The organism is Gordonia sp. LMA484 (genome assembly GCF_058129505.1).
The window spans coordinates 3,271,464-3,284,802 of the sequence record NZ_CM176700.1 but is presented as its reverse complement, the minus strand read 5'-3'; the positions used below and the strand labels follow the sequence as shown (position 1 = coordinate 3,284,802).

Below are 13,339 nucleotides of genomic sequence, written 5' to 3'. Positions count from 1 at the left end.
GTACGGATCAGACCGTGGGGATCAGACCGTGGGGATCAGACCGTGGGGATCAGACGGCAGCCGTCGCCGGCTGCGCCTCGGCGGCGGGGGAGGCGGTGGCGCGTTGTCCGCGACGCTCCACATCGTAGGCGGCGATGTCGAACCGCTTGGTGATCCGCCGGAAGTTGAAGGTGAATCCGGGCCACAGCGTGGTGATGTTGCCGTGGTGGTCCTTGTACCAGGAGGCGCAGCCCCCGTTGACCCACACGCTGTTGCGCAAGCTGTGCTGGATCCCGTTGTTGAACTCCCGCTGCGCGTCGAGCTTGACGTCGGTGCGGGTGATGCCTTGCGCGCGAGTGGTCTTCAGGTAGTCGACCAGATAGTTCAGCTGCGATTCGATCATGTAGACCATCGAGGTGTGGCCGAGTCCGGTCGACGGTCCGATCATCAGCATCATGTTCGGGAAGCCGTTGACGAAGGAGCCCTTGTAGCCCTGCATGCCGATCTCATCCCACACGCTGGTCAGGCTGCGACCGTCGGCGCCGACGATCTTCTCGAAGACGGGGGAGTCGGTGACGTGGAAGCCGGTGGCCACCACGATCACGTCGACCTCACGGCTGCTGCCGTCCTTGGTGACGATGCCGGTCTCGGTGATCGAGTCGATGCCGTCGGTGACCAGGTCGACGTTGCCGCGGGCTATCGCCGGGTACCAGTCGTTGGACCGCAGGATTCGCTTGCAGCCGACCTGGAACGACGGGGTGACCTTGCGTCGCAGTTCCGGGTCTTTGATGGCCCGCGCGATGTTCGCCCGGCACACGAGCTCGATCGGCTTGAGGCTCTTCGGGGAGTAGGTGAGACCGAACGCGGTGACCTCGTTCATGGCGTAGACGGCTCCACGTACCGCGGACTGGAATCCGGGCACGTTCTCGTACGCCCAGTGTTCGGCGCCGGTGTAGGCGCGTTCGGTGCGCGGCACGATCCACGGGGCGGTGCGCTGGTAAACGTCGAGTCGGTCGACGACCTCGGCGAGCTCGGGCACCAGCTGGATCGCCGACGCGCCCGTGCCGATCACGGCGACACGCTTCCCGGCGAAGTCGAAATCGTCGTCCCACCGGGCTGAGTGGACGATCTTGCCGCGGTAGGTGTCGAATCCGTCGATCGCGGGCAGGTTGGGCTCGCACAGGGGTCCGACGGCGCCGACCATGATCTGGGCGCGGACCTGATCCCGCTGACCGTCGCGGACGACATCGAGAATCCAGCGGCGTTCGTCCTCATGCCACTGCGCGTTCTCGACCTCGGTGCGGAAGCGGGTGTGGGCGCGCACGGAGTGCTCGTCGGCGACGTCGTTGATGTAGCGGTGGATCTCCGGCTGGTGGGAATACGACCGTGACCAGCGCGGATTGTGGGCGAACGAATAGGAGTAGAGCTGTGACGGGACGTCGCAGGCCGCGCCCGGATAGGTGTTGTCACGCCAGGTGCCGCCGAAGTCCGCCCCGCGATCCAGGATCACGAAGTCGTCGAATCCGTTCTGCTTGAGCTTGATGGCTGCGCCCAGGCCGGAGAAGCCTGCCCCGACGATGGCGATCTGTACATCGATCATTGTCATGGTCTCACCATAGAGGTCTACTGAATATGCGTCAATAGTCTGTTGAATGTTGGTCAATAAGGCCCTACGGTGGGGTTCATCAGCAACGACGGCGGAAAGGACACCTACACTGTGGCAGTGACCCCAGGTTCTGTGCCGACGGTGAAGCGGACCCGGATGAGTCCCGAGGCGCGGCGCGACCAGCTCATCGCGTTGGGCCTCGCCATGGTGCGTGAGCGCCCACTCGAGCAGGTGTCGATCGACGCCATCGCCGAGTCGGCGGGTGTGTCGCGGGCACTGCTCTTCCACTATTTCGAGTCGAAGCAGGATTTCCACGTCGCCATCGCGCGGGCGCAGGCCGACGAGATGCTCGAGTGCACCACGCCCGATCCCGACCTCGGCGATCCGATCGCGATGCTCTCCGGGTCGATGTCGGCGTTCATCGACTATGTGAGCGCGAACCGCAAGGCCTACATGGCGTTCATGCGTGGTTCGTCCAGCGCCGATCCGGCCATGCGTGAGGTCTTCGACCAGACGCGCGCCGTGATGGCGGGACGCGTGCTGGATCATGCGCCTGCGTTGGGGATCGAGGTGACCCCGGTCGTCGAGATGACGGTCCACGGCTGGATCTCGTTCGTGGAGGAGACCACCATCAGCTGGTTGACCGACCCGGTGATCACCCGCGAGCAGTTGCTGGCGGTGATCACCGCAGCGCTACCGGCGCTGGCATCGGTCGTCCAGCCCTGACTCCTTCGCTGACAGAATCCGGAATCTCGCCGACAGAACCCCAAAACGCGCCGACTGAACCCCAAAACCCGCCGACAGAACCCCAAAACCCGCCGACAGAACCCGGCATCTCACCGACAGAACCCCAAAACGCCCGACCGAATCCCGACGAGCGTTCGCAGGTAAATCTGTGGACAGCCGCCGAGTTATCCACATGTGCGTGATCTGCCGCCACTGGCGTCGCGTTCGTACCGTCCAATGTCGTCATGACACGAACACCCGCCGACGATCGATACCTGGTGCGACGCAAGAAGGCAGTGGCGGCTGCCGACATGTCCGCCGAGCAGTTCTCTGCGGCGTTCACGCGGTTGCACGGGCACAACTACGTCGATCGCTCAGCGATTCTCGCGCCCCGTGAGCGCATCGTCGCGACCGCCCTGTCCGCGCCGGATGACGTGGTTGTCGCGGGGATCGCCGCGAAGGTGATGCACGGCGGCAAGTGGCATGACGGAGACTTCACCGTCGAATTGATCCGTGCTCCTGACGCCGGCAACAAACGAGGCCGCGGGCGTGCTGTGCACCGCACCGAACTCGATCCCGATGATGTCGTCGAGGTCGACGGCATTTCGGTGACCTCGGTCCGTCGAACCGCGCTGGACATAGGCCGTGTGCCGCCGGAATGGCGCGCGCTCGGCCACCTCGATGACCTGGCTCGGGCGACCGGTCTGTGTCCCGAAGACCTCGTCGACTACGTCGAGAGGTTCGGGGCTCGCCGCGGTATCCGCCAATTGCGTGCGCTGATACCGATGATCGACGGCAGGTCGGAGTCGCCGCCCGAGAGCTGGCTCCGGCTACTCATGTTCAACGGTGATCTCCCGACACCGGACCTGCAGGTGGAGGTGGCCGATCCGCTCACCGGCCACATCTTCGCGCGGATCGACCTCGCATACGAGAGACTCAAGATCGCGATCGAGTACGACGGCGAAGAGTTCCACTCCACTCCGGAGCAGCGAACGCACGACGAGGCACGTGATGCCAAGCTGACAGCACTCGGTTGGATCGTCAAACGCATCACCGCAGACCGGATGCGGACTGATCAGTGGGGAATCATCATGGAGCTCGAGCAGGCGCTGCGCGCACGCGGCGGGTTCTTCTGAGTGTTGTATCGAACGGGTTCCGTCGGCAAGATTCGTGGTTCTGTCGGCGAGATTCCGGGTTCTGCCGCCGCAATCCTGGGTTCTGTCGGCGCTATTCCGGGTTCTGTCGGCGGGATCTGGGGTTCTGTCGGCGGAGACGACGACGGCGGGTGTCCCGGAAGGGATACCCGCCGTCGTGGTCGGATCTTGCTTGGGTCAGATCAGGAGAAACACTCGTCGAGGATCTCCTGCTGCTCCACGGCGTGCACCTTGCTCGAGCCCGACGACGGCGCCGACATCGCGCGACGCGAGATCCGGCGGAGGCCGCTGAGGACATCCGGCAAGACCTCGGGCAGCCACAGACCCAGGAACGGCCACGGGCCCTGGTTGGCCGGCTCCTCCTGAACCCAGCGGAAGTCTTCGGCATTCGGGTACTGCTCGAGTGTGTTGCGCAGGCGGCGGTGCGGCACCGGGTAGAGCTGCTCGATGCGGACGATCGCCACATCGTCGCGCTTCTCCTTGTCGCGGCGCGCGGCGAGCTCGTAGTAGAGCTTGCCGCTCACCAGCAAGACGCGCTTGACCTTGCTGCGATCGCCGCCGCCGACGAACTTCGGGTCATCGAGGACGGAGCGGAACTTGTCGTCGGTGAATTCCTCGACTGGTGAGACGGCGTTCTTGTTGCGCAGCATCGACTTCGGGGTGAAGACGATGAGCGGTCGGCTGATGCCGTCGAGAACATGGCGACGCAGCAGATGGAAGTAGCTCGCCGGCGTCGACGGCAGCGCCACCGTCATCGATCCCTCCGCACACAGCTGCAGGAACCGTTCGATACGGCCCGAGGTGTGGTCGGGGCCCTGGCCCTCGTGTCCGTGGGGCAGCATCAGGACGACGTCGGACAGCTGGCCCCACTTGGCCTCACCCGACGAGATGAACTCGTCGATGATCGACTGGGCGCCGTTGACGAAGTCACCGAACTGCGCCTCCCACATCACCAGCGCGTCCGGGTTGCCGACCGAGTAGCCGTACTCGAAGCCGACGACCGCGAACTCCGACAGCGGCGAGTCATAGACCATGAACTTGCCCGGGGCGTCGTCGCCTTCGATCGTCTTGAGACGGTTGAGTGGCGTGTACTCCGAACCGGTTTCGCGGTCGATGAGCACCGAGTGACGCTGGGTGAAGGTGCCGCGCCGGGAGTCCTGACCGGACAGTCGAACCATCCGGCCCTCGAGGACGAGGGAACCGAAGGCCAGCAACTCGGCGAACGCCCAATCGATGTTCCCGTGGCGGGACATCTCGTGGCGACGTTCGAGGACGGGCTTGACACGCGGATGTGCCTCGAACCCCTCGGGCGTGTGCAGGAAGGCGTCGCCGATGGCCTCGAGGACCTCCTTGTCGACCGCGGTCACGAGCCGTGTCGGCAGCGTCTGGTCGGCCTGGATCGACGGACTCGGCTCGGCGTGATACTTCTCGAGTTCCTTGACCTCGTTGAACACCCGCTCGAGCTGTCCCTGGTAATCCCGCAGGGCGTCCTCGGCCTCCTTGGTCGAGATGTCGCCACGACCGATCAGGGCTTCGGTGTAGCTCTTGCGGACGCCGCGCTTGGTGTCGATCACGTCGTACATGGCCGGCTGGGTCATCGACGGGTCGTCGCCCTCGTTGTGGCCGCGACGACGGAAGCATACGAGGTCGATGACGACGTCCTTGCCGAAGGCCTGCCGGTAGTCGACGGCCAGCTTGGCGACCCACACGCAGGCCTCGGGATCGTCACCGTTGACGTGGAAGATCGGCGCGCCGATCATCTTGGCGACGTCGGTGCAGTACTCGGTGGAGCGGGAGTGCTCCGGCGCGGTGGTGAAGCCGACCTGGTTGTTGACCACGATGTGGATGGTGCCGCCGGTCCGGTAGCCCGGGAGCATCGCCATGTTCAGGGTCTCGGCGACCACACCCTGGCCTGCGAAGGCGGCATCGCCGTGCAGCATCAGCGGGAGGACCGAGAACTGGTCGTCGTCGTCGAGCAGATCCTGCTTGGCACGGACGAGTCCCTCGAGAACCGGGTCGACCGCTTCGAGGTGGCTGGGATTCGCGGTAAGCGAGACGTTGATCTCGTTGTCGCCGAACATCTGGTAGTACTTGCCCTCGGCGCCGAGGTGGTACTTGACGTCGCCGGAACCGTGGGCCTGCGATGGGTTCAGATTGCCCTCGAACTCGGTGAAGATCTTCGAGTACGGCTTGCCGACGATGTTGGCGAGCACGTTGAGGCGACCGCGGTGCGGCATACCGATGACGACTTCGTTGAGGGTGTGCTCGGCGCCCTGATCGATGACGGCATCCATCATCGGGATCACGGCTTCGGCGCCCTCCAGTGAGAAGCGCTTCTGTCCGACGTACTTGGTCTGCAGGAAGGTCTCGAAGGCCTCGGCCGCGTTCAGCTTGGAAAGGATGTACTTCTGCTCGGCCACGGGTGGCTTGACGTGCTTGATCTCGACGCGTTCCTGAACCCAGCGCTGCTGCTCGGGTTCAAGGATGTGCGTGTACTCGACGCCGACGTGGCGGCAGTACGCGTCGCGCAGGATCGACAGCACGTCGCGCAGCTTCATTTTGTCCTGGCCGTGGAATCCGCCGACGTTGAACGTGCGGTCGAGATCCCAGAGGGTCAGGCCATAGGTGAGCACATCGAGGTCAGGGTGGCTCGCCCGCGCGTCGCTGTCCATCATCAGCGGGTCGATGTCGGCCATGAGGTGTCCGCGATTGCGGTACGCGGCGATGATCTCCAGCACGCGGGTGCTCTTGTCGACGAGACCCGCGGGGATGTCCCGACGCCACCGGACCGGCTCGTAGGGAATGTGGAACGCGGTGAAGATCTCGTCGTAGAACGCGTCGTCGAGCAGCAGCTCGTGGACGGTACGCAAGAAGTCGCCGGACTCCGCACCCTGGATGATGCGGTGGTCGTAGGTGGAGGTCAGCGTCATGAGCTTGCCGACGCCGAGCTCGGCGATCTGCTCGTCGCTCGCGCCCTGGAACTCTGCCGGATACTCCATCGCGCCGGCGCCGACGATCGCGCCCTGACCCTTCATCAGGCGGGGCACCGAGTGGACGGTGCCGATGGTGCCCGGGTTGGTCAGCGAGACGGTCACCCCGGCGAAGTCGTCACCGGTGAGCTTGCCGTCGCGGGCGCGGCGCACGATGTCCTGATAAGCGTTGTAGAACTCGGCGAAGCCCATGGTCTCGCACTTCTTGATGGCCGCGACCACCAGCGTGCGGTTGCCATCCTTGCCGACGAGGTCGATGGCCAGGCCGAGATTGGTGTGGGCCGGGGTGACCGCGTTGGGCTTCCCGTCGACCTCGGCGAAGTGTCGATTCATGTTCGGGAACGCCTTGATCGCCTGGACGATCGCGTAGCCGAGGATGTGGGTGAAGCTGATCTTGCCGCCGCGGGTGCGCGCGAGATGATTGTTGATGACGATGCGGTTGTCGATCATCAGCTTGGCGGGCACGGCGCGAACGCTGGTGGCGGTCGGGATCTCCAGCGAGGCCGACATGTTCTTCGCGATCGCGGCGGCGGGCCCGCGCAGGACCTTGTTCTCGTCGGCCGAAGGTGTTGCGGAGGCGCCCTTGGCCGCGTCCTTCGACTTGTGTGATCGGGCCGAACCGTCCCGGCTGGCGGTGCTCTGACCGGATGCGGCTTTGGTCGCGGTGGACTCCTTGGCCGGTCCCGGCTTACGGACGGCGGCGGTGGCGGCGGGCTGCTGGTCAAGGGTCACCTGCTTGGTCGGCTGCTTCGGCCGCGGCTGCTGCGGTGCCGGTGACGGAGCTTCCGAGCGGGGCGCCGCAGGTGCAGGCTTGGCGGTGGCGGTGGTGCTCGACCCGCCGTTCGCGGTGGTGGTGTCGGCGGGAGAGCCGTTCGAGTTCGGATCGTAGGTGGCCAGGAAGTCATGCCAACTCGGATCGACCGACTTGGGATCCTTCTTGTATTGCTGGTACATCTCCTCGACCAGCCACGTATTTTGTCCGAAGTCTGAAATCGAACTGCTCACAGCGCTTACTCGCCTCAATTCCCTCTGGTGTCGGGTCGCTTGTCACCAAGGAAGTCCCTTGTGAAGACTATCGGTGAACCACCTGCTGATGCTACGCGGGCGCGGCATGCTGCGTGCGTCTGACCTCACCGTACGGGCCTATCTGAGGCGTATGTCACCAGCCGTGGCGATACCGTCGGCGTCTGGCGCGACACCGGCTTCCCAGAACGCGCGGTACCTCCCCCCCAACGACAGAAGCTCGCTGTGTGTTCCCTGCTCGACGATTTGCCCCTGATCGACCACCGCGATCGTGTCCGCACGGGCCGCAGTGGCCAACCGATGCGCCACGATCACCGACGTCCGGCGGTGGGTGAGCGCCTCACCGGCAGCGAGCACGAGGGCCTCGGTCGCCTGGTCGAGGGTGGCCGTCGCCTCGTCGAGGAGCAACAGGTCCGGCTGGACGAGTTCGGCTCGAGCCAGTGCGATCAGTTGGCGCTGGCCCGACGACAGGCCCTGACCGCGTTCACCGATCGGATGATTCATCCCACCCGGTAGGTCGGCGATCATCGCGGCGGCGCCGACTGCGCACGCTGCCGCGGCGATGGCCTCCCGGTCGGCGTCCGGGCGACCATAGGCGATGTTGTCGGCGACGGTCCCGGTGAACAGATGCGCCTCCTGCGGGACCACGCCGAGGCGCGCCCGGTACTCCTCGAGCGGGAAGTTGCGGATGTCGGTTCCGTCCATGCGTACCGAACCCGACGTGGGATCGTAGTACCGCGCCAGCAGCTTGACGATGGTCGACTTTCCCGCGCCCGTCTTGCCGACCAACGCCATCGATGTTCCCGGCGGGATCGTCAGGTCGACGTCGGCCAGGGCGTCGCGGTCGGCGCCCGAATAGCGGAAGGTGACGTCGTCGAGAACGGCGAGTCCGTCGAAACCGTCCGATGGTGTGGCGGCATCTCTACCGCTGCGACGCAGTGAGCTCGGGGTGCGGATCAGGTCGGCGATCCGACGCAGGCCGACGGCGGCCTGCTGGTAGCCGTCGAACACCTGTGAGAGCTGTTGGACCGGGCCGAACAGCATGGAGAGATAGAGGACGAACGCGACCAGTGTCCCGGCCGAGAGCGAACCCGTCGTGATCTGATGCGCGCCGACCGCGATCGCGACCGCGGTCGCCAGGTCGGACATGAACGTGATGAACGGGAAGTAGATGGAGATCGCCTTCTGCGAGACCATCCGCGCATGCACCCAGTCGAGGGTGCGTCGGGTGAAGCGGTTCGTCGCCGCGGGGATGTGCCGATAGGTCTGGGTCGTCTTGATCCCGGCGATGTTCTCCTGGAAGTCGGCGTTGACGACGCTGACGAGTTCGCGCGAGCGCGTATATGCGACCGAGGAGATCTTGCGGAATATCAGCGTCCCGACCACGAGGATCGGGAACACCGGCAGGATCAGGGCTCCCAGCAGCGGGTCGGTGATCACGAGCGCCACGGTGACGCCGACGAGGGTGAGCGCCGCGACGATCGCCGACGACAATCCGGTCTGCAGGAATGTGGACAACGCGTCGACGTCCGTGGTCATCCGGGTCATGATGCGGCCGGACAGTTCGCGCTCGTAATAGTCCAGACCGAGTCGGTGCAGGTGCGCGTAGCTGCGCACCCGCAGACCGAAGAGGACTCGTTCGCCTGCGCGCGTAGAGGTGATCGTCATCGTCGATGCCGCCAGCCAACCGATGGCCACCAGCGCCACTCCGACGACGGTTGCCCACCACAGCGTCGTTTCGTCGGCGCGGGTCGCGGCGTCGATCACGGTGCGTGCCAGCGACGGGAACGCGAGGCCGATCAGGGTGTCGACGGCGATCGCGGCGATGGCCGCGGCCAGCAACCACCGCACCGGTCTCAGCAGACCGCGTAACGAGAAACGTGGGTCATCGGCACGGGCATGGTCGACATCGACCCCGGGTTCCTCGTCGGCAGGCGGCAACGCGGCCACCGCGGCCAGCAACTCCGGTGTGGCGGGCATCGACCCGAGCGCACCGCCGATTCCTCCGCCGCCTCGTCGGCCTCCACCGCCGGGGCCGGTGGTCGGCACGGCGGGGCGCGGAGTCGCCGATGCCGGGTCGGGTGCCGGCGCGTTCTCGGGCCACAACTGCGCGAGTTCGGGCGGGCGGGGGATCTCGTGGATCGCGCTGCGGCCGGCCTGGTCGGGATCGGCCGATGCCATCAGAGATCGGAACAGGGCACATCGGTCGTCGAGCTCTTCGACGGTGCCGACATCGACGACCCGGCCGGCATCGAGCACCGCGACCCGATCGGCAAGCGCCAGTGTCGACCTTCGATGCGCCAGCAGGAGCATGGTCCGTTGCTCGTCGCGGAGACCGCTCAGAATGCGCACCTCGGTGGTCGCGTCGACGGCGGAGGTGGCGTCATCGAGCACGAGCACACGCGAATCCGCATAGAGTGCGCGCGCCAGCGCCACCCGCTGGCGTTGGCCGCCGGACAATGTCAGGCCGCGCTCACCGACGACGGTCGCGAAACCGTCGGGCAGTTCGTCGATGAACTCGAGCGCGTCGGCGCGCTCCGCCGCGGAGATCAACCGAGGAGTCGGTGCGCCGTCGTCCGGTTCGTCCGGGCCGAGCACGATGTTCGCCGTGATGGTGTCGGAGTAGAGGAAGGGCTCGTCGAAGACCACCGAGACCGCGGCGTGGAGGGAATCCGGTGCGAGCTCCTCGACCGGGTGGGCGCCGTCGGTCGCCAGCAACTCGATCACCCCGGAGTCGGGCCGGTAGAACCGGCCGGCGAGGTCGGCCAGCGTCGACTTCCCCGAGCCGGGCCGCCCGACGACGGCAACACATTCGCCCGGGGCGACGGTCAGATCGACACCGTCGAGCACCTCCCGGTCGCCGAACGAGAATCCGACGTCTCGCAGCCGCAGACCGAGGGGGCCGTCGGGCAGGGTGTCGGTGTTCGAAGTCGCGGGGTCGTGTGGATGGTCGATGACGTCGTAGACGCGGTCGACGGCGGCTCGGGCCAGCTGTGCGCTGACGACGAGGTTGGTGAGCAGCCGCGCCAGGGCCGTCATGGAGGCCACGTAGGTCGCGAACGCCAGGAAGGTGCCTGCGGTGATGTGCCCGTCCATCGTGAGGTAGCCACCCACCGCGATCACCGCGACCATGCCGAGTTGCGGGATCGCCGCCATCGTCGGTGTGAAGCGGGCGTTGATCTTCCCGGCGCGCAATCGCAGTGAATACAGCCGCGCGCCGAGACCGGTCAGTTCGTCGACGGCACGCTGCTCCTGCCCGAAGCCCTTCACCACACGGACACCGGTGACGGTCTCCTCGACATGCTGGGCGACATTCGCCGCGGCCTGCTGCGCCGACCAGGTGGCGGCGAAGAGTTTTCGGCGGGTGCGGAACACGACCACCGCGACCAGTGGGAACACGAGGAGCGCGACGCAGGTCAGCAACGGCGAAAGGTAGGCCATGATGCCGATCGCGATCACGACTTGAACGGCGGCGCCGAGGGACAGCGGTGCCATCGCCAGCAGTCCCTGCACGATCTGCAGGTCGGAGATCGATCGCGAGACGATCTGACCGGTGCGGATCTGATTCTGGGCGTTTCCGTCGAGGTGGAGCAGCGTGTCGAGCAACTGCAGACGCAGGCCGTTCTGCACGGTGATCGACAGCCGACCGGCGGTGAGCCGCCGTCCGAACTGACAGGCGTAGCGGACCACGGCCAGCACGAGCAGGGCGGCGACGATCTCACGCAGCGACAACCCGTCGTCGACGGTCCCGGTGGCGTGGTCGATGGCCGCCTTGGCGAGCAGGGGAGCGATGAGATCCACCGCGACCGCGATCGCCGTCACCGCCAGCGCGGTGAGGACCAGGGGGCGATGGCGTCCACATTCGGTGGCCAGCCTGCGGATCCAGCCGCGCGATGGCGCGGAATCGGGTGCGTCCGGACCGCTCTCACGGCGTGGTGATCGGAACCGGGTCGAAAGCGTGCTGGTCACCGATCCCCGTCGGCGATTCTCCGATCGACGATGATCTCGCCGTCGATCGTCCAGGTCGAGGGGGGAGGCCCGAATGCTTCGCGCGCGTTGGTGATCACACGTTTGCCCAGCGCGCGGTTGCCGACGCCACCGATCATCGCGCCGATGCCGGCGGGCAGCAGCTTGCCGAACAACAGCGGGGCACGCTTGATCGCGTACTTCTTCGAGAGCTCGTTGATGAGCTTCTTGTTGAGCTGCCCCAGGCCGCCGCCGGGTATCGCCGCCCCGCCGAGGCGTCGCAGCGCACCGCCCCGGGTGCCGACCAGTCGGCCGAGCGCGACGACCCCTTCTTCGCCGAGCGCCACCGCCAGCACGAGGGTCTTGCGACGTTCGGAGTCGTGCACGGGAATGCCGTGGACTTCAGCGATGGACAGGGCCAGCAGCGCCGACGCCTCGAGGAAGAACGCGGTTTCGCCGGTCATCGCGCCGAGTGCGGTCATGGTGCCCACGCCGGGTATGGCGGCGGTGGCGCCGACCGCACCGCCGGAACCGGTCACCGCGGCCAGATAGCGCTTCTCGAGCCGAGTGATGATCTGCGCCGGGGACTCGTCCGGGTGTGCGGAGCGCAGACCGCGGACGTACTTGGACACGGCTGGAGCCTGGAGGCGCTGGGCGCGGTCCAGCAGTCCGCCGGTCATCTCGACGGCCTTGCCGGGGGGCTGTTGGGCGGCGGTGGGCGCCGATCCGGTACCGCGCCTTGTGATGTCAACCATGAGTGGGCACCCAATCTGTTGCGGGGACGACCTCGGCGGGCATCGGTGGCCCGGGCGGCGACCCGTCTCCGAACGGTCGGCCACCGAGCTCCTCGCGGTGATGCGGTGTGAGCCAGTTCGACAGATCGGGACCGGCCGGCACGATTTCGGTGGGGTTGATGTCCCGATGCACGACGTAGTAGTGGCGCTTGATCTGGGTGAAGTCGATGGTGTCGCCGAAGCCGGGTGTCTGGAAGAGGTCGCGCGCGTAGGCCCACAGCACGGGCATCTCCGCGAGCTTGGTCCGATTGCACTTGAAATGCCCGTGATAGACGGGATCGAAGCGCGCCAGCGTGGTGAACAGCCGGATATCGGCCTCGGTGATGGTGTCGCCCACGAGATACCGGCGCTCGGACAGTCGATCGGCGAGTTCGTCGAGCTTGGTGAACAGGCGGTCATACGCCTTCTCGTAGGCATCCTGACTGCCGGCGAATCCGCATCGGTAGACGCCGTTGTTCACCTCCGTGTAGACGCCCCGGTTCACCTCGTCGATCTCGTCGCGCAGATGCTCGGGGTAGAGGTCCGGTGCGCCCGGCCGATGGTGGTCGACCCACTCGAGCTCGAAGTCGATGGTGATCTGAGGGAAGTCGTTGGTGACCACCGCGCCGGTGGGCACATCGACGACGGCCGGGACGGTGATGCCCTTGGGGTAGCCGGGGAACCGCTTCTCGTAGGCATCCTTGAGCCGGGGGATCTGCAACACCGGGTCGAGGCCGCCGGGGTCGAGGTCGAATGTCCACGAGTCCGCGTCGTGGGTCGGACCGCACATACCCATCGAGATGGCGTTCTCGAGACCGAGGAGTCGGCGCACGATGATCGTGCGGTTCGCCCAGGGGCAGGCCCGCGCGACGACGAGACGATAGCGGCCCGCCTCGACCGGGTATCCGTCCCGGCCGTCCCGGGTGATGCGTGTCTCGATGTACTTGGTGTCGCGCACGAACTCGCGACCGCTGGTCACGTAGGCGCCCTGTTCGTCAGCGGTCTCACCGCCGGCCCTCGCGGTCGTGCTCTCGGTACTCATGAACCCCACAGTAGTGATCCCCACGGACGGTTTGCACAGACTGATCTGACTGGTATATTCCACGTGGAATATTTGGCGAC

At 66.2% G+C, this 13,339-nt stretch carries 7 protein-coding genes; 2 read left to right on the top strand and 5 right to left on the bottom strand.

Features of this window, described 5'->3' with window-relative positions; genetic code table 11:
* Window positions 1-49 precede the first annotated feature (49 nt).
* Window positions 50-1,585, bottom strand: coding sequence for a flavin-containing monooxygenase (locus AC4AMJ_RS14415; protein WP_489900503.1), 1,536 nt, complete (start codon window positions 1,583-1,585; stop codon window positions 50-52).
* A gap of 156 nt (window positions 1,586-1,741) precedes the next feature.
* On the opposite strand from AC4AMJ_RS14415, the gene AC4AMJ_RS14410 reads away from it, so the two are divergent.
* Both AC4AMJ_RS14410 and AC4AMJ_RS14405 read left to right on the top strand, forming a co-directional pair.
* Window positions 1,742-2,311 (top strand): TetR/AcrR family transcriptional regulator, encoded by a 570-nt coding sequence (locus tag AC4AMJ_RS14410; RefSeq protein WP_489900815.1) that lies wholly within the window; start codon window positions 1,742-1,744, stop codon window positions 2,309-2,311.
* A gap of 245 nt (window positions 2,312-2,556) precedes the next feature.
* Complete coding sequence (locus AC4AMJ_RS14405) at window positions 2,557-3,447, top strand: endonuclease domain-containing protein (RefSeq protein ID WP_489912933.1); 891 nt, start codon at window positions 2,557-2,559, stop codon at window positions 3,445-3,447.
* Between the two features lie 200 nt (window positions 3,448-3,647).
* On the opposite strand, the gene AC4AMJ_RS14400 is transcribed toward AC4AMJ_RS14405, so the two are convergent.
* The 4 genes from AC4AMJ_RS14400 to AC4AMJ_RS14385 all read right to left on the bottom strand — a co-directional run bounded on the left by AC4AMJ_RS14400 (window position 3,648) and on the right by AC4AMJ_RS14385 (window position 13,259).
* Window positions 3,648-7,409 carry a multifunctional oxoglutarate decarboxylase/oxoglutarate dehydrogenase thiamine pyrophosphate-binding subunit/dihydrolipoyllysine-residue succinyltransferase subunit gene (locus AC4AMJ_RS14400; RefSeq protein ID WP_489918433.1) on the bottom strand — a complete coding sequence of 1,254 codons (3,762 nt, stop codon included), beginning with the start codon at window positions 7,407-7,409 and terminating at the stop codon, window positions 3,648-3,650.
* A gap of 189 nt (window positions 7,410-7,598) precedes the next feature.
* Complete coding sequence (locus AC4AMJ_RS14395) at window positions 7,599-11,447, bottom strand: ABC transporter ATP-binding protein (RefSeq protein ID WP_489912931.1); 3,849 nt, start codon at window positions 11,445-11,447, stop codon at window positions 7,599-7,601.
* Window positions 11,444-12,199, bottom strand: a complete 756-nt coding sequence (locus AC4AMJ_RS14390) for a hypothetical protein (RefSeq protein ID WP_489912929.1) — start codon at window positions 12,197-12,199, stop codon at window positions 11,444-11,446. The genes AC4AMJ_RS14395 and AC4AMJ_RS14390 overlap by 4 nt, the downstream gene beginning before the upstream one ends.
* Complete coding sequence (locus AC4AMJ_RS14385; RefSeq protein ID WP_489912927.1) at window positions 12,192-13,259, bottom strand: glutathione S-transferase family protein; 1,068 nt, start codon at window positions 13,257-13,259, stop codon at window positions 12,192-12,194. Before AC4AMJ_RS14385 ends, AC4AMJ_RS14390 begins: the two co-directional genes overlap by 8 nt.
* Window positions 13,260-13,339 lie beyond the last annotated feature (80 nt).

Excerpts from the sequence above, each read along its gene's own strand:
- AC4AMJ_RS14415 (WP_489900503.1), bottom strand. The coding sequence starts at position 1,585 with ATGACAATGATCGATGTACAGATCGCCATCGTCGGGGCAGGCTTCTCC.
- AC4AMJ_RS14410 (WP_489900815.1), top strand. The coding sequence starts at position 1,742 with ATGAGTCCCGAGGCGCGGCGCGACCAGCTCATCGCGTTGGGCCTCGCC.
- AC4AMJ_RS14405 (WP_489912933.1), top strand. The coding sequence starts at position 2,557 with ATGACACGAACACCCGCCGACGATCGATACCTGGTGCGACGCAAGAAG.
- AC4AMJ_RS14400 (WP_489918433.1), bottom strand. The coding sequence starts at position 7,409 with ATGTACCAGCAATACAAGAAGGATCCCAAGTCGGTCGATCCGAGTTGG.
- AC4AMJ_RS14390 (WP_489912929.1), bottom strand. The coding sequence starts at position 12,199 with ATGGTTGACATCACAAGGCGCGGTACCGGATCGGCGCCCACCGCCGCC.
- AC4AMJ_RS14385 (WP_489912927.1), bottom strand. The coding sequence starts at position 13,259 with ATGAGTACCGAGAGCACGACCGCGAGGGCCGGCGGTGAGACCGCTGAC.